A 16,218-nucleotide genomic window follows, 5' to 3' on the forward strand; every position below is an offset into this window, starting at 1 on the left:
AATTGGACGAAGAAGGGCGGCCGCGATGATCGCGGCCGCCCCTCACTGTTAACACCTGGAGATCAGATGGCGACAGCCTTGGCGATGTTATTGAGCTTGTGGCGTGCCAGCGCCAGGTTCGCATAGGTCCGGTCCAGCACCAGATAAACGAAAAGTCCCTTGGACCCCGCCGAATTCAGGACGTTGATCAAGTGGTATTGCGTATCCAGGGTGATCAGCACGTCCTCAATGTTGCTGTCCAGGCCGAGGTCGGCCATGGTCCGCAATTTGGAGCTGACGACGTTCGAGTTGCCGGCTGCGGCAACTCCCAGGTCGAAACCCGGGTTTCCGCCCTGCGCCAGCGCCATTCCACTGGTGTAGTCAACAATGGCTGCACCCGTAGCACCTTCGATGGACAGCAGTTGCTTGGTAGCTTCGTCAAGTGAGCTCATAATCAGTTCTTCCTGTTCTGTAGTGCCATCACTGGCGGCCATGAAATAAACCGACGGAATTTCCTGGCCAGGAGCTATCGCAGGGCCCGGTTCCCATTGGTTGGGAGCCATTCCCGTTGCCACCGCATCAGGGTGACGCTCACGGATGATCTCGTGGAGGGGTGTTGGCAGGGATTCAAATTCCTCGCTGCGTTTCCACCATTTCCACGTACGCTCCGAACGGTTCACTTACCGACCCTGCTCTTCCGTCATTCAGGACTGCCGCATGTTCACGGATTTCCATGTCGAGCTTTTACTTTACACAGTATTTGCCCGAGAAATGGCAGGACTATTCAGTTCCGGAAGGAACTCCGCCAATGAATGGGCTTTTAATGACGATTTGATAAATAGTCGGAATAATAGCGTCACGAAATAGGCATTGTTGTTTCGCATCAGGAACTCAAGACAGATACCCTGGGCACACCAAAGGCACCCGCGGCCGTAAGCGGGTTGGCCGGCATTCAAACCGGCTCAGTGAGAGCGGGTGTCAGACGTTGGCGATGTGCCGGACGGCGTCGAGATAGGGCATGTTGATGGCAGCGTCCGCTACTGCCCGAACAGCAGGCTTGGCATTGAAAGCGATTCCGATCCCTGCCGCACTGAGCATGTCCAGGTCATTGGCGCCGTCACCCACTGCGATGGTGTGCTCGAGGCTGATTCCTTCGGCAGCTGCCCACTCACGCAGGTACTTCTCCTTGGCTGCCCGGTCAATCACAGCGCCAAGCACCTTGCCGGTCAACACGCCGTCGACGATTTCAAGCTCGTTGGCGATCCAGTGGTCCAGCCCGAGTTCCTCGGCAATGGGACGAAGGATCTGGTTGAATCCGCCGGACACCACCGCCACAACGTGCCCGGCATCCTTGAAGGCAGCCACGAGCTCTGCAGCGCCAAGGCTGAGGCGCACCTCCTGGCGGACAGACTCGACGACGTCCATGGGCAGCCCGGCGAGCACGGCGACGCGGGCGTGGAGGCTCTGGGCAAAGTCCAGCTCGCCTCGCATGGCGGCCTCGGTCACTGCGGCCACTTCCTCCCGTTTACCGGCATGCGCGGCCAACAGTTCAATGACTTCCTGCTGGATCAGCGTCGAATCCACATCCATGATCAGGAGCTTCCGGGAAGCCTGGCGCAGTTCTTCAGGAACAATCGCAGTATCAATGCCGGCGCTGGCTGCCGCAGCAACGTTCCGGCGAACGCCGGCAAGATCCACCAAGGCCTCCGAGCCCGAAGCGAGGCCTGCCGTTACGACACTGAAGCGGTGGTCCCCACTATGTGATTCCGATGACACTGCGGCGCCGGCGTCGGCAAGTACCTTCCGAAGGTTCACAAGGGATTCGAGGGACAAATGCACGCCATAGCTGACCGCAGCCAAGTTCGAAGTCATGGCCTCAATCCTACTGAGCACAGCACAACCACTCGAATTCGTTTCGGCCGGTAACACAGAAGGACGACCGGTTATCAGTCATATGGTTTTTTGTCCTAGTGTCTACTGCTATGAGTGATGTTCTGGAATTGGCTTCCGTCAGCGTTGTCCGAGGCAAGAAGACCCTGCTGGACAAGGTTGACTGGCAGGTCAACGAAGGGGAACGCTGGGTCATCCTGGGACCGAATGGCGCCGGAAAGACCACGCTTCTCCAGATAGCCGCAGCCCGGCTCCACCCCAGCAGCGGAAAGGCCGGGATCCTGGATGAGGTCCTGGGTCGTGTTGATGTTTTCGAACTGCGCCCCCGCATCGGGTTGTCTTCGGCAGCACTTGCGACCCAGATCCCCGAGCATGAGAACGTCCTCAACGTGGTGGTCACCGCCGCCTACGGCGTGACCGGACGCTGGCGCGAGGGTTACGAGCGCGACGACGAGCGGCGCGCCTTTGGCTTGCTGAACGACTGGGGGATGGGCCCGCTGCTTAACCGGACCTTTGCCACCTTGTCCGAGGGCGAGCGAAAGCGTGTGCAGATTGCCCGCGCCCTCATGACAGACCCCGAACTACTGCTTTTGGATGAACCGGCCGCGGGCCTGGATCTGGGCGGCCGGGAGGAACTGGTGCACAAGCTTGGTGAGCTGGCCAGCGACGAAGCGGCTCCCGCGATGGTCCTGGTGACCCACCACCTTGAGGAAGTGCCCCCGGGATTCACCCATGCCATGCTGCTCCGCGAAGGCGGCGTGGTGGCCGCTGGTCCCATCAAGGAAGTTCTCACGGACGAACACCTCAGCGAGACCTTCGGCCTGCCGCTGGACGTTTCAGAAAACGCGGGACGCTACACCGCCACTGCCCGCCGCTTGCCGACCCGATAGTCATCAATGGAAATCCTTAGCAGCATCCTGGTCTTTTTCGCGGGCTTGTGGGCCGGCACCATCAACGCGGTGGTCGGTTCCGGCACACTGGTGACTTTTCCTGTCCTCATTGCCATTGGCATCACACCCGTGGTGGCGTCCATGAGCAATGCCATGGGCCTTGTAGCCGGCACAGCGGCGGGCGCCTGGGGTTACCGCCGCGAGTTGGCCGGCAGGGGACGGCAGCTGATGAAGTTGCTGCCGGCCTCGCTGCTGGGCGGCATCACCGGCGCGTGGCTCCTGCTGCACCTACCGGAGAAGGTCTTCCACTACGTTGCTCCCGTCCTGTTGGTCATGGCCCTGTTGATGGTGCTGTTCCAGCCCAAACTGCAGGCCTGGGTCCGCAGCCGGGAGCAAAACCCGGAACATGCCATCCGGGATCGCAGCCATGGAATCCTCTTGGTTGTGCTCGTCTATCTTGCCGGCGTCTACGGTGGCTACTTTGTGGCGGCACAAGGGATTTTGCTGGTAGGCATCCTTGGCGTGTTCCTGAGCGGAACAATGCAAAATGCCAACGCCATGAAGAACATCCTGGTGCTCGGCGTAAATATGGTGGCAGCAATCTCCTACCTGATCTTTGCTTTCGACCGCATCGAGTGGCTGGTGGTTCTCCTCATTGCCGTGAGCTCCACCATCGGCGGTTTGGTAGGTTCAAAAGTTGGCCGGAAGTTGTCCCCGCGCGTCCTCCGGGCCGTCATCTTCACCCTTGGCATCGTGGCCCTTGGCTTCATGATCGCCAACCTGATGAAATAACCGCCCGGTGGCTTTCCACTATCTTGAGTCCGCGGATGATCCACGCGTGACGGACTACACCACTCTTACTGATGTGCACCTTCGGAAGCTTCGTGAGCCTGAAGAAGGCATGTACATCGCCGAGTCTTCGAGAGTTTTACGCAGGGCACTGGCCGCCGGACACCAGCCCCGATCCTTTTTCCTGGCAGAAAAGTGGCTGGAAGACCTCCAGGACGTTTTCCAGGCATATCCGGACGTTCCGGTGTTCATCGGCAAGGCGTCCCTGCTGGAAGAAATCACCGGTTTCCACCTGCACCGTGGTGCCATGGCAGCAATGCAACGGCCGGCCCCTGTTCCACTGGAGACACTGCTGGCCAGCGCCCGGCGCGTCGCTGTCCTCGAAGACATCGTTGACCACACCAATGTGGGGGCAATTTTCCGGTCCGCCGCAGCACTGGGGGTGGACGCTGTCCTGGTGTCCCCACGGTGTGGAGATCCCTTGTACAGGCGCAGTGTCAGGGTCAGCATGGGCACGGTCTTCCAAGTTCCCTGGGCCAGGCTGGAAAGCTGGCCGGATGACCTGTTCCGCCTCAAGGAGCAGGGCTTCACCATTGCCGCAATGGAACTGACTGATGATGCGTTGGATCTGGACGACCTGGCCTCAAGGGAGTACCCCAAACTGGCTTTGGTGCTTGGCACGGAGGGCCCCGGCATGAGCCAGGACACCCTGGATGCTGCAGACCTGGCAGTCAAAATCCCCATGCGCGCGGGCGTTGACTCACTCAACGTTGCTGCCGCCTCGGCAGTGGCTTTTTGGGAACTCCGTCCGCGCGACTGACAGCGGTTCGTCCGGCCGTGCGGTTTCCGCTATGATTGGTTGTTGGCCCGGCAGCTGGAATGTCCGCATTGCAGCAACCAGACCACCTCCATTCATACCTGGCAGCTGGCAAAATCCAGCTGCGTGAACAAAAGGTCCCATTATGAAGTCTGATATCCACCCGAAGTACGAAGCAGTTGTTTTCAACGACCTGGCTTCCGGTACGCAGTTCCTGACCAAGTCCACCGTGTCTTCCTCGAAGACCATCGAGTGGGAAGACGGAAACACCTACCCGGTTATCGACGTCGAAATCTCGTCGGAGTCCCACCCGTTCTACACGGGCAAGCAGCGCATCATGGACTCCGCTGGCCGCGTCGAGCGCTTCAACGCCCGCTTCAAGGGCTTCGGCGGCAAGAAGTAACCCACTTCACCCCAAGGCTTTTCACAGCCCGCATTGCTGGATTCTTCGGCAATGCGGGCTTTTGCGTTTTCCGGCAAGATGGACACCATGACTCCCAGCCCTGATCAGCACCCAGCCATCAACGACGCCGACACCCGCCTTCACGGCGAATACAAGGTTCCCGGGGGCAAACTGGTGGTGGTTGACCTGGACGTGAGCGAAGGGAAATTCACCAACGTCTCCCTCAGCGGCGACTTCTTCCTGGAACCGGACGAGGCATTGGAGGACATCAACACGGCACTGACCGGTCTTCCGGACAGCTCGACGGCCGCAGACATTGCCGCAGCGGTCACCGCGGGGCTGCCCGGGGACGCAGTACTGTTCGGCTTTTCTGCAGAAGCCGTGGCTATCACCGTCCGGCGGGCACTGTCCAAAGCCACCAGCTGGGGAGACCACCAATGGGAAGTCATCCCGCCCTCCGTGCTGCCCACCCAGGTAAACGTCGCACTGGATGAGGTCCTCACCGAGGAAGTGGGTGCGGGGCTGCGCAATCCCACGCTGCGCTTCTGGGATTGGGAAGAGCCGTCGGTGGTCATTGGCAGCTTCCAGTCAGTGCGTAATGAGGTGGACCCTGAAGGGGTTTCCCGGTACGGCATCAACGTGGTCCGGCGCATCAGCGGCGGCGGCGCCATGTTCATGGAAGCCGGCAACTGCATCACCTACTCGCTCTACCTGCCACAGACACTGGTGGACGGCATCAGTTTTGCCGATTCCTACGCTTTCCTGGACGCTTGGGTGATGGCGGCCCTGGAGAAATTGGGGATCGCCGCTTTCTACGTTCCCCTCAATGACATCGCCACCGATCAAGGAAAGATCGGGGGCGCTGCACAAAAGCGCCTCGCGAACGGGGGCATGTTGCATCACGTCACCATGAGCTACGACATCGATGCAGACAAGATGGTGGAAGTCCTGCGTATCGGCAAGGAAAAACTCTCCGACAAGGGCACGCGCAGCGCCAAGAAGCGCGTTGATCCGTTACGACGCCAAACGGGGCTTGCCCGGGCAGCCATCCTTGAAGCCATGCAGGAGGTATTCATGGAACGGTATGGCGCCCTCGAGTCCCGCCTCACCGAGGCTGAGCTCGGTGAGGCGAAGAACCGCGTGGAGGCGAAGTTCGGAACCGAAGAGTGGTTGAACCGGGTTCCGTAGCTGCCGGCAGGCCTAAGCCGGGGCGGCTTGCGCCGTGAGCGCCCGGGCCAAGTGGCTTCTCTGCTCGATGACGATACGGCGCAATGCCCGGGGAGCGTCACTGTGGTCGGTCAACCATGTGTCCGTGCGTACCAGGACCGGGTGCTCCGAAGGCTGCATGCTTTCCGCCAGGTCCTGTGCCCCCGGGAACAGTCCGCGCACAATCCTGCCGGCTATCTCGATGCTGCGTTCGGCCCACACCCGTTCAAGGCATTCGAAGTAGGGTTCCACATAGGGTTCCAGAAGGGACGCCGGTCCCGTCATGAAGCCACCGATCGTTGCGCTCAGGATTTCGTTGGAAAGCCCCGTGCTGTTGACCGTGGAATCCCAGGCGGCTGCCTTGGTTGAGGCGTCGGGAATGGATGCCGCAGCAAGGGCATGACCCTCCCTTCCGGATGCCGTCTTGTCTGCCTGCAGTTCCCGGTCCAATTCGGCCCGGGACGCCTGGCCGTGGGCTGACAAAGCCTGCCAGAAGCTCCAACGTAGTTCTGCATCGACAGCCAGTCCTTCAATGACGACGCTGCCGTCCAGGATTCCCCGGAGCAAGGGGAGTTCGCTGTCCCCGTGCCGGGATACCTCCGCCAAGGTCCTTGCCCAGGCGAGCTGATGGTCGGAGCCTGGATCTGCGGCCTTCATCCTGTCAGCGGCCACCGAGAGGAAATCCTTGCGTACACCTTCCCGGCCGGCTGCAGGAACGTAGCGTTCAATGGCGGCAGAAGCGTTGCCCAGCACGTTCAACAGGACCCCGATGCCGGTCTCATCAGAGGCAAACTGCTCCACAGCCGCTACATAGCGCACGGCAGGCGTCACCCCGTCACGCGCGGAATCCCACAGTGCAGTCCAGCAGAGGGCGCGGGCCATGGGATCGCTGATTTTTCCAAGCGAGGCCCGGACAGTGTGTTCGGAACCGGGATCGAGGCGGACCTTGGCGTAACTCAAGTCATCATCATTGACCAAAAGCAAAGCAGGACGGCGTTTGCCGTTCAACTGGGGCACCAGGGTACTGGGGCCGGTTACGTCGACCTCCAGGCTCTCGGAACGCACGAGCAGGCCTGAAGCATCAGCGTCGTACAGGCCCAGCCGCAACCGGTGCGGACGGAGTACTTGGTGGCCCGTGATGGGGTCGATGGCATCCTGCCGGAGCGTCACGGCACCAAGGACGCCGTTGTCGTCCACGATCTCCGCCGAAATGGTCGAGATACCGGAGGTCTGCAGCCATTGGCCGGCCCACTGGCCGAGATCCCTGCCGGACGCGGCGCTGAGGGCCAGGAGCAGATCCTGCAGGGAAGTATTCCCGAACTCATGATCCCGGAAATACTGGCGGGAGCCGGCAATGAAAGCATCAAAGCCCACGTAGGCCACCAGCTGCTTCAGGACCGAAGCACCCTTGGCGTAGGTAATTCCATCAAAATTCTGCTTTGCCGCTTCGAGGTCCGGGATGTCGGCCACAATCGGGTGCGTCGTGGGCAACTGGTCCTGGACGTACGCCCAGGCTTTACGCTTGTTCGCGAAGTTCACCCATGCGGTGTCCCAATCGGTGGCACGGTCCACGCCAAGGGTGCCCATGTAGTCGGCGAACGACTCCTTCAGCCAGAGATCGTCCCACCAGTTCATGGTCACGAGGTCGCCGAACCACATGTGGGCCATCTCATGCATCAGCGTGTTGGCCCGGGCCTGGTACTGGGCGTCAGTGGCCCGGGAGGCGTAGACATACTTTTCCGTGAAGGTCACCAGGCCGGGGTTCTCCATGGCTCCGAGGTTGTACTCGGGCACGAAAGCCTGATCGTATTTTCCCCATGGGTAGGGGTAGTCGAACAGATCGTTGAAGAAGGCAAGCCCACTCTTGGTCAACCGGAACAGTTCGTCCGCGTCGAAGGACTCCGCCAAAGAGGCCCGGCAGAAAAGCGCCAGCGGCACCTCAAGCCGGGTGCCGTCGTCGAGCGTTGCTCCCCAGTGATCCGTGGCTTTGAAGTAGGGGCCAGCGAGCACAGTGGTGATGTACGTGGACATGCGTTTGGTGGTGGCGAAGTCCCAGCGGGCGGCGCGGGCGTCTCCGCCCTCCGGGGTGCGGGATTCCTCCACCCCGTTGGACGCGACTTCCCAGCCTGCCGGGGCGATCACATGGAAAGTGAATTCGGCCTTGAGGTCCGGCTGTTCGAAGTTGGCGAAGACCCGCCGGCTGTCTGCGGGCTCGTATTGCGTGTAGAGGTAGCACTGGCCATCAGCGGGATCGACAAAGCGGTGCATGCCTTCACCGGAGCGGCTGTACAGGGCAGTGCCGGTGACGGTGACGGTGTTCTCGGCCGCCAGTCCTTCCAGGACTATCCTGTGGCGGTCCACGACGGACCCAACGTCCAGGGGTTGGCCGTTAAGGATCACGGACTGTACGCCACCGTGGATAAAATCCAGGAACGTGGCCGAACCCGGCATCGCTGAAAAGGTGATGGTGCTGGTACTCGGGTACCCGGGGACGGCGGGATCTTCCGCGTCGCGGACATCGAGGGTGACGTCGTAGCTGTGGGTGGTGATCAGGGCTGAACGGGTGGCGGCTTCATCGCGCGATAGATTGTGATTCGACACACAGCTATCTAATCATGATCAAAGCGGCCCCCAGGCCCAGTGATGCGATGAGCAGCCACGAGCCCAAAGCGACCAGGACGGCACGACCACCGGTATGGATCAGGGTCCTGATGCGGACCGCCGAGCCCAGTCCGAAGAGGGCTGTTGCCAGAAGGATGTCCTGCACCGCCGCAGCGCTCTCCAAAACAGCCGGCGGGGCCCAATCCAGGGATCGAACAGCCACCATGGCGAGGAAACCCACCACGAAGAGGGGGACGATCGGGGGAAACCTGCCATCCTGGCTGCCCGACCCGTCCGTGGCGCCGCTGGCGCGCTCACGTAGGTGGAGTATCCGTTGGTGCAGCCCGGCCGTGGCGGTTATCGGTGCCAGCAGGACAACCCTGGTCAATTTCACGACGACGGCGATCGCCAGTGCGGATGTCCCTGCCGTTTGGGCGGTGGCCACCACCTGGCCAACGTCATGGACGGAGGCACCGGTCCAGGCACCAAACTGTTCAGGAGACAGGCCAAGAGGGTGCATCAGCAGCGGCAGCACGCCAATGGCCAACGTGCCGCAGAGGGTTACCAGCGCTACCGGCAGGACGGTGTCCTGGTGCCTGATCCGCCGGACAGCCGCCATGGCACCAATGGCCGAGGCACCGCAGATGGAAAAACCCGTGGCGATCAACAAAGCCGCCTCACCAGGGAGACGCAATAGACGCGCAAGGCCATACGTGCCGGCGAAACTCATCAGAACCACACCTGCAATCAGCAGCAGCGCCAGCCAGCCCAGTCCCAGGACATCGCCCATGCTGACTTTGAGTCCCAGCAGGACAATCCCTGCACGCATGAGGTGTTTCCCCGCGAAGTCCAGTCCAGGCCGGGCGCGCCCCGCGGTCAGGACCGCCGTGCCCGGTATATTTGCTGAGAGCAGGCCCAAGGCAACAGCGAGCGTCATGGCGGGAACCGCCGGAACCACCGTGTGGATTGCGAAGGCAAGACCCGCAGCGGCGACGCTCAGGACCAACCCGGGCCCCAGCCGGGACAGCTGGGGCGCAGGACTGTTGAAGGGCATGCCTCAACCCTGCCGGATGAGGGCACGGAAAGGCGAACCGGGAGCATCCGGAAACCGCGACACAATCAGTGCGTAATGCGCTCGACTCAAAAAGGTGATTACCTGAATCCCATGTCTGACCTTTTCCAGGATTACTCCGAGGCCGCTGCGCGCAGCGGCGCCTATGACGAGATGTTTGCCCCCGGCCACGTTGCCAGAAAATCCTACGGTCAGGTTTCCGGCGCCTTGCGGGAGCTGTCCCTGGCCGATGTGACGGCCCGTGCAGACTCCATGGCCCGGACGTTCCTGGACCGCGGAGTCACCTTCGACTACGCGGGGGAGGAGCGCCCGTTCCCCTTGGACATTGTGCCCCGGGTCATTCCCGCCGATGAGTGGAATGTCCTGGAGCGCGGCGTGGCCCAGCGGGTCAAGGCACTGGAGGCGTTCCTTAATGACGTCTATGGCCGGATGGCGGTAGTGACAGACGGGGTGATACCCCGGCAGCTGATCACCACCAGCGCCCACTTCCACCGGGCAGTCCACGGTTTCGAACCATCCGGTGGTGTCCGCGTCCATGTATCAGGCATCGACGTCGTCCGTGACGCTGCCGGGACCTTCAGGGTACTCGAGGACAACGTCCGGGTTCCCTCCGGCGTCAGCTACGTCCTGGAGAACCGAAGGGCCATGGCCAAGGGCCTGCCTGAGGCTTTCGGCCAGCAGCACATCCGCCCCGTGGAAGAGTATCCACGGCGGCTTCTTTCAGCACTTCGCAAGACTGCACCGGCGGGCGTGGACGATCCCACAGTGGTGGTCCTGACGCCGGGCGTTTTCAACAGCGCCTACTTTGAGCACACGCTCCTTGCCGGTCTCATGGGCGTTGAACTGGTGGAAGGCCGTGACCTCATTTGCCGCGGCAACCGTGTCTACATGCGGACCACCGCGGGTGAACAGCGAGTGGACGTCATCTACAAGCGCATCGACGACGACTTCCTGGATCCCCTCCAGTTCCGTTCCGACTCCATGCTCGGATGCCCCGGGCTGGTCAACGCAGCACGCGCCGGGGGAGTGACAATAGCCAACGCTGTAGGCAACGGCGTAGCTGATGACAAGCTCGTGTACAGTTACGTCCCTGACCTGATCCGGTACTACCTTCATGAAGAGCCGATCATCGCCAACGTCGACACTTTCCGGCTTGAGGAAAAGGAAGCCAGGGAGCACGTGCTGGACCGCCTTGATGAACTGGTGGTCAAGCCTGTTGATGGTTCAGGGGGCAAGGGTTTGGTCATTGGACCCGATGCCACCAAGGACGAGCTTGAAGCCCTGCGTAAACGGGTCATCGCTGATCCCCGCGGGTGGATCGCCCAGCCGGTCCTGCAGCTGTCAACCGTGCCGACGCTCTCCGGGGACAAATTTGGTCCCCGCCACGTGGACCTGCGGCCCTTCGCAGTCAACGACGGCGACGACGTCTGGGTCCTGCCCGGCGGCCTCACCCGGGTGGCCCTGAAGGAAGGTTCCTTGATTGTGAACTCCAGCCAGGGCGGCGGTTCCAAGGACACCTGGGTCCTGGCCGACTCGCCGAAACTTCCCGCTGAGGTCATCCCACGCCAGTCCGTGACGCTCCGCGAACAAGTATCCGTGTGGCCCGTGGAAAGCAACTGGCGTGACCGCCAAACGGAGCAGCAACAGTGACCCCGCTCCACCACCATTTGAACTTCGACCTGCACCACTCGAAGGAGGCAGTTCCATGCTGAGCCGTATTGCTGAGTCTCTCTTTTGGATCGGACGCTACGTAGAACGTGCCGACGGTACGTCCCGGATCCTTGACGTCCACCTCGAACGGCTGAACCACCTGCCCCTTGAGGAGCAGCGGAGCGTGGCCAGGGAACTCCTCGCCGTCATGGGTGCCAAGCCCCAAAGCGAGGATTTTGGCCTTCCTGAACTCCTTCATGCCCTGGCTTATGACAAGCAGAGCGCTTCTTCCATAGCCGGCTCCCTCGGTGCAGCACGCGAGAACGCGCGGCGTGCACGGGAAACCGTCTCGCAATCCCTGTGGGAAAGCCTCAACACCACCTATTACGGCCTTAACCAGCACCGCAAGGACGTTGTGGGAACCTACCGTTTCTGCAACTGGGTCCTGGAGCGGACGGCCATGGTCCGGGGACTTGCGGACACCACCGTCAGCCACGACGAGAGCTGGTTGTTCATGGTCCTTGGCCGTTCCCTGGAGCGGGCAGACATGACTGCCCGCATGCTCTCTACGAGGGATGTCCAGTCCGCGGGAATGTCCTGGGTCAACATGCTCCGGTGCGCCGGGGCCTACGAATCCTTCATCCGGACCCGCAGGGCCGCATTCGGAGACCAGCACGCAGCTGAATTCCTGCTTCTGGACCGGTTGTTCCCGCGGTCCATCGTCTACGCGCTGCGTGATGCGGATGAGTGCCTTGCCAAGCTGGATCCATCAGCACAGCGTGTGGGCTTCATCAATGATGCCCGTCGAATAGTTGGCCAGGCCCGCACGTTCCTTGAGTTCCACCGCACAGACGATCTCATGTCGGAGCTGCCCGAGCACATGGAACGTGTGCAGAAGGCCGTGACGCAGGCGTCCGATGCGATTTCCCGTAAGTACTTCAATCAGGCTGATGAGCACGCCTGGGTGGGAGAAGTTTCATGACCCGGCTGAGCATCGTCCACAAGACGGCCTACAAGTACAACCGCCGCGTGACGTTGTCCTACAACGAGGCCCGGATGACCCCATTGACCGACGGCCAGCAAGTGGTCCTCGAGTCCTCCTTGAAGGTCTCGCCCAACCAGGCGTCCGTCAGCACGTACCGTGACTACTGGGGTACCCGCGTCACGGCGTTTGATATGCAGATGCCGCACGAGAGCCTCGAAGTCCTCGCCACAGCCACCGTGGAAGTTCACCGCACCGAACGCGTGGCAGTGGAGGACGACATCGTCGGGTGGGACGTCATTGCCTCGGACAAGGTCCAGGACGACTTCAGCGACTGGCTGCCCCAGTCCAGGCTCAGTGGGCCCGGAGAGGAAGTCCTGGGCATTGTCCCCGGCGTTGTCGAGGGAAAGAATCCCCACGAGGCGGCCTTGGCCGTGTTCGCCTGGATGGCCGGGGAAATGACCTACATGAAGGGTTCCACCGGCGTCACCACCAACGCCGAGCAAGCATGGTCCCAGCGCCAGGGCGTATGCCAGGACCTGGCGCATTTGGCTATCGGGGCCCTGCGTTGCAGCGGCATCCCTGCCCGCTATGTTTCCGGGTACATCCATCCCAGGTCCTCGGCGGACATCGGCGAAACCGTTGCAGGGCAGTCGCACGCGTGGCTGGAATGGTGGGATGGGGAATGGCGCAGCTGGGACCCCACCAACCACAAGCCCGCAGGTGACTATCACGTCACTGTGGCCCGCGGACGTGACTACCGCGATGTTCCCCCGTTGAAAGGCATCCTGTCCGGAGGTGGAGGTTCGGGACTCTCCGTATCAGTGGAGATCACCCGCCTGGCCTAGGCGTTGAAGCGCACAGGAACGTGAAAACAGCGAAGGCCCTTAAGAGTTGCTCTTAAGGGCCTTCGCTGTGATCAGGCTCGGGGAACGGTCACCAGGGTGAGGGCTTGTAGTCCTTCAGGAAGACACCGTACTGGTCCTCGCCCTTTTCGCCCATCACGATGGGGTCGTAGACCCGCGCGGCTCCATCCACCAGGTCCAACGGCGCATGGAAGCCTTCCTCCATAAGCCGGACCTTCGTGTAGTGCGGACGCTCGTCGGTGATCCATCCGGTGTCCACGGCAGTCATCAGAATGCCGTCGGAATCCAGCATTTCCTGGGCGCTGGTGCGGGTCATCATGTTCAATGCGGCCTTGGCCATATTGGTGTGGGGGTGTCCGGGGCCCTTGTAAGCGCGGGAGAACTGTCCCTCCATGGCCGAGACGTTGACAATGTATTTCCTGTGCGCAGTGGACCGCTTCATGGCATCGCGCAGACGGCTGACCAGCAGGAAGGGGGCCGTGACATTGCAGAGTTGGACCTCGAGCATCTCCAGGGGGTCCACTTCGTCCACCACCTGGGTCCAGCTGTTGATGGAGGCGAGGTCCGGGACCAGTCCGCCGGCGTCGATCGCTGTTCCCGACTCGATCCGTTCCAGCGAAGCCGATCCTGTGGACAGTGCCAACGAGGTGATCGCGTCCCCTGCCAGGACCGGGTGCTCGGTAACGCTGCTGGCCAGGGCCAGGGGGTGCTTGTCATGGGCATGGCCGAACGTGACCAGCTCCGGACCACCGTTGGCGGCTTCCAAAGCGGCAGGCAATGGCTCGTCCTCGGCATCGACCAAGGGCTTGTAGGCGTTGCCGGAGCGCCGCACTGTCTGGGCTGCGTTGTTGATGATGATGTCCAGCGGCCCGGCCTCGTTGAGGGAGTCTGTCAGGGCCATGACCTGAGCCGGGTCACGGAGGTCGATGCCCACAATCCGGAGACGGTGCAGCCACTCACCGCTGTCTTCCATGGCAGCGAAGCGACGGGCCGCGTCCTTGGGGAAGCGGGTAGTGATGGTGGTGTGGGCGCCATCGCGGAGCAGGCGAAGGGCGATGTACATGCCGATCTTGGCGCGTCCACCCGTCAGCAGGGCCCTGCGTCCTGTGAGGTCGGTGCGGGCGTCGCGCTTGCTGTGGCTGAATGCAGCACATTCCGGGCAGAGCTGGTGATAGAAGGCATCAACCTGCGTGTAGTGCTTCTTGCAGATGTAACAGGGACGCGAACGGATGAGGTGGCCGGCGATCTCACCGGTGGCAGAAGGTTCCAGCTTGTTGCCGCGGGTCTCATCATCGATGCGGTCCGGAGCGGCAGTGGCCGTCAAGGCGATGACTGCGCGGTCGGCCTCCGCGATGGAGTCGCGCTTGGTAACCCTGCGGTGCCGTTTGACGGCTTTGAACATCTTGCCGGTGGCACGGCGGACTGCAACGTAGTCCGGGTGCTCTTCGTCATAGACGTGGATCGTGGTCAGAACCTTGAGGCAGGCCTGGATCTCTTCAGGCGTCAGATCGGTGGAGCTCATTGACCTGATTTTACAGCCTTGGGAGCCTGTGGCCTGCCTCGGGTTCCGGCGACGTCAGTGCAGTGCCCGCACCTTAGTGCGAGGCGCCCTGCGCTGCAGCGTCCGCGACGCGTGATTGGATTCCCGCGGCTACCTTTTCGGCAGAATCGCGGATGTCCGGATCATCATGGGTAGCTGCCTTCACAGCTTCGGGCAACCCACGGCGGTGTTGCGCCGACAAGGCAAGCTCTGCTTCACCGGGCTCGGGCACAACCTGGCCCTTCGCCAGCACAGTAATGCCGGATTCGGTGACCTTGTAACCCCGGGCCTTGTCCAAGGCCGGGTCCAGGCCGATGGCAGCACCGGCAGGGACCTTGACGTTCTTGTCCAGGATTGCCCGCTTGATGACCGCGCCTTCACCAACGCGGACCTTGTCCATCAGTACAGAGTCCTGGACACGGCTGCCTGCCGCCACATAGGCGTCGTTGGAAATCACGGACCCTTCAACGATGCCACCGGAAACCACCACTCCGCTGGCAACAATGGAGTCCAGGGCAGTACCGACGGTGTTGTTCTCGCCACGGACAAACTTTGCCGGCGGCGAGATGCTCTGGCGGGTGTAGATCGGCCACTCGGAGTTATAGAGGTTGAAGATCGGCACGGGGGAGATGAGGTCCATGTGCGCGTCATAGAACGAGTCGATGGTACCGACGTCGCGCCAGTAGGTCCGGTCCCGATCGGTGGCACCGGGGATGTCATTGAGCGTGAAGTCGTACACGCCTGCTTCACCTTGGTCCACGAAGTAGGGAATGATGTCCCCGCCCATGTCGTGCTTGGTATCGAGTCTCTCCGCATCCACATGCAAGGCTTCCACCAAGGCGTCTGCGTTAAAGACGTAGTTGCCCATGGAGGCCAGGAACTGCGTGGGATCTGCCGCCAGCCCGGGGGTGCTGGCCGGTTTCTCCACGAATGCGGCAATCTTTTGGGGATCGTTCTGGTCTACTTCGATCACACCGAATTGGTTGGCCATGTTCAGCGGCTGCCGTACGGCAGCAACCGTTGCTTTGGCACCACTGGCAATATGCTGCTCCACCATTTGGGAGAAATCCATGCGGTACACATGGTCAGCGCCGACCACAACCACGATGTCCGGGGCGTCGTCATGGATGAGGTTCAGCGATTGGTAAATTGCGTTGGCACTGCCAAGGAACCAGCTCTTGCCCACACGCTGCTGCGCGGGAACAGAAGCCACATACCGGCCCAATTGCGTGGACATCCTCCAGGTTTCGGAGATGTGCCGGTCAAGGCTGTGCGATTTGTACTGCGTCAGCACCACGATTTTCAAATATCCCGAATTAACGAGATTGGATAGTGCAAAGTCAATCAGCCGGTAGCCGCCTGCGAACGGAACCGCGGGTTTTGCCCGGTCCGCCGTCAGCGGCATCAGTCGATTGCCTTCTCCGCCTGCCAATACGATTGCCAGAACTTTCTTCAACGCCATGGTCACAGCTCCCCGTACGTCTTCGTATCCCCCAAAAGTCCGATTTTCCGGACTCTTTCACACTAGAACAC

14 protein-coding genes are annotated in these 16,218 nt (G+C 61.5%); 8 read left to right on the forward strand and 6 right to left on the reverse strand.

Annotated features, from left to right (window positions below):
• Positions 1–62: 62 nt before the first annotated feature.
• Positions 63–659 carry a hypothetical protein gene (locus tag LDN85_RS11290; RefSeq protein WP_223943130.1) on the reverse strand — a complete coding sequence of 199 codons (597 nt, stop codon included), beginning with the start codon at positions 657–659 and terminating at the stop codon, positions 63–65.
• Between the two features lie 298 nt (positions 660–957).
• A complete protein-coding gene (gene serB / locus LDN85_RS11295) occupies positions 958–1,851 on the reverse strand; it encodes a phosphoserine phosphatase SerB (RefSeq protein ID WP_223943131.1) in 894 nt (297 codons plus the stop codon).
• A gap of 110 nt (positions 1,852–1,961) precedes the next feature.
• Between serB and LDN85_RS11300 the strand changes: the two genes are divergently transcribed.
• The 5 genes from LDN85_RS11300 (at position 1,962) to LDN85_RS11320 (ending at position 5,956) form a co-directional block, all read left to right on the forward strand.
• The gene (locus LDN85_RS11300; RefSeq protein ID WP_026540661.1) at positions 1,962–2,759 is read left to right on the forward strand and encodes an ABC transporter ATP-binding protein; all 798 of its coding nucleotides are present in this window, start codon (positions 1,962–1,964) and stop codon (positions 2,757–2,759) included.
• A 6-nt stretch (positions 2,760–2,765) separates the two neighbouring features.
• Positions 2,766–3,551, forward strand: coding sequence for a sulfite exporter TauE/SafE family protein (locus LDN85_RS11305; protein ID WP_026546796.1), 786 nt, complete (start codon positions 2,766–2,768; stop codon positions 3,549–3,551).
• Positions 3,552–3,558: 7 nt separating this feature from the next.
• Positions 3,559–4,368, forward strand: a complete 810-nt coding sequence (locus tag LDN85_RS11310; RefSeq protein WP_026546797.1) for an RNA methyltransferase — start codon at positions 3,559–3,561, stop codon at positions 4,366–4,368.
• A 142-nt stretch (positions 4,369–4,510) separates the two neighbouring features.
• Complete coding sequence (locus LDN85_RS11315) at positions 4,511–4,768, forward strand: type B 50S ribosomal protein L31 (RefSeq protein ID WP_017200906.1); 258 nt, start codon at positions 4,511–4,513, stop codon at positions 4,766–4,768.
• A gap of 87 nt (positions 4,769–4,855) precedes the next feature.
• Positions 4,856–5,956, forward strand: a complete 1,101-nt coding sequence (locus LDN85_RS11320; protein ID WP_223943132.1) for a lipoate--protein ligase family protein — start codon at positions 4,856–4,858, stop codon at positions 5,954–5,956.
• Positions 5,957–5,968: 12 nt separating this feature from the next.
• On the opposite strand, the gene pepN is transcribed toward LDN85_RS11320, so the two are convergent.
• Together pepN and LDN85_RS11330 are read right to left on the reverse strand one after the other, a co-directional pair.
• Complete coding sequence (gene pepN, locus LDN85_RS11325; RefSeq protein WP_223943133.1) at positions 5,969–8,575, reverse strand: aminopeptidase N; 2,607 nt, start codon at positions 8,573–8,575, stop codon at positions 5,969–5,971.
• A gap of 4 nt (positions 8,576–8,579) precedes the next feature.
• Entirely contained in the window at positions 8,580–9,629 is a 1,050-nt protein-coding gene (locus LDN85_RS11330; protein WP_223943134.1) for a putative sulfate exporter family transporter, read from the reverse strand.
• A 111-nt stretch (positions 9,630–9,740) separates the two neighbouring features.
• On the opposite strand from LDN85_RS11330, the gene LDN85_RS11335 reads away from it, so the two are divergent.
• The 3 genes from LDN85_RS11335 to LDN85_RS11345 are packed head-to-tail and all read left to right on the forward strand — an operon-like array spanning position 9,741 to position 13,127.
• Positions 9,741–11,297 carry a circularly permuted type 2 ATP-grasp protein gene (locus LDN85_RS11335; RefSeq protein ID WP_223943135.1) on the forward strand — a complete coding sequence of 519 codons (1,557 nt, stop codon included), beginning with the start codon at positions 9,741–9,743 and terminating at the stop codon, positions 11,295–11,297.
• Between the two features lie 55 nt (positions 11,298–11,352).
• Positions 11,353–12,279, forward strand: coding sequence for an alpha-E domain-containing protein (locus LDN85_RS11340; RefSeq protein ID WP_026540668.1), 927 nt, complete (start codon positions 11,353–11,355; stop codon positions 12,277–12,279).
• Positions 12,276–13,127: a transglutaminase family protein gene (locus tag LDN85_RS11345; RefSeq protein WP_026540669.1), complete on the forward strand. Its 852-nt coding sequence runs from the start codon at positions 12,276–12,278 to the stop codon at positions 13,125–13,127. The genes LDN85_RS11340 and LDN85_RS11345 overlap by 4 nt, the downstream gene beginning before the upstream one ends.
• 88 nt (positions 13,128–13,215) lie before the next feature.
• Here LDN85_RS11345 and LDN85_RS11350 read toward each other — a convergent pair whose 3' ends face one another.
• Both LDN85_RS11350 and glgC read right to left on the reverse strand, forming a co-directional pair.
• On the reverse strand, positions 13,216–14,667 hold the full coding sequence (locus LDN85_RS11350) for an SDR family NAD(P)-dependent oxidoreductase (protein WP_026540670.1): 1,452 nt from the start codon (positions 14,665–14,667) through the stop codon (positions 13,216–13,218).
• A 73-nt stretch (positions 14,668–14,740) separates the two neighbouring features.
• On the reverse strand, positions 14,741–16,153 hold the full coding sequence (gene glgC, locus LDN85_RS11355) for a glucose-1-phosphate adenylyltransferase (protein WP_172322769.1): 1,413 nt from the start codon (positions 16,151–16,153) through the stop codon (positions 14,741–14,743).
• Positions 16,154–16,218: the final 65 nt, after the last annotated feature.

Origin of the sequence: Arthrobacter sp. StoSoilB20 (assembly GCF_019977295.1) — a bacterium.
GTDB classification, from domain to species: domain Bacteria; phylum Actinomycetota; class Actinomycetes; order Actinomycetales; family Micrococcaceae; genus Arthrobacter; species Arthrobacter nicotinovorans_A.

Coding starts and splice junctions, on each gene's coding strand:
- LDN85_RS11300 (WP_026540661.1), top strand. CDS start 1,962: ATGAGTGATGTTCTGGAATTGGCTTCCGTCAGCGTTGTCCGAGGCAAG.
- serB (WP_223943131.1), bottom strand. CDS start 1,851: ATGACTTCGAACTTGGCTGCGGTCAGCTATGGCGTGCATTTGTCCCTC.
- LDN85_RS11335 (WP_223943135.1), top strand. CDS start 9,741: ATGTCTGACCTTTTCCAGGATTACTCCGAGGCCGCTGCGCGCAGCGGC.
- LDN85_RS11305 (WP_026546796.1), top strand. CDS start 2,766: ATGGAAATCCTTAGCAGCATCCTGGTCTTTTTCGCGGGCTTGTGGGCC.
- LDN85_RS11320 (WP_223943132.1), top strand. CDS start 4,856: ATGACTCCCAGCCCTGATCAGCACCCAGCCATCAACGACGCCGACACC.
- LDN85_RS11340 (WP_026540668.1), top strand. CDS start 11,353: ATGCTGAGCCGTATTGCTGAGTCTCTCTTTTGGATCGGACGCTACGTA.
- LDN85_RS11315 (WP_017200906.1), top strand. CDS start 4,511: ATGAAGTCTGATATCCACCCGAAGTACGAAGCAGTTGTTTTCAACGAC.
- LDN85_RS11350 (WP_026540670.1), bottom strand. CDS start 14,667: ATGAGCTCCACCGATCTGACGCCTGAAGAGATCCAGGCCTGCCTCAAG.
- LDN85_RS11345 (WP_026540669.1), top strand. CDS start 12,276: ATGACCCGGCTGAGCATCGTCCACAAGACGGCCTACAAGTACAACCGC.
- LDN85_RS11330 (WP_223943134.1), bottom strand. CDS start 9,629: ATGCCCTTCAACAGTCCTGCGCCCCAGCTGTCCCGGCTGGGGCCCGGG.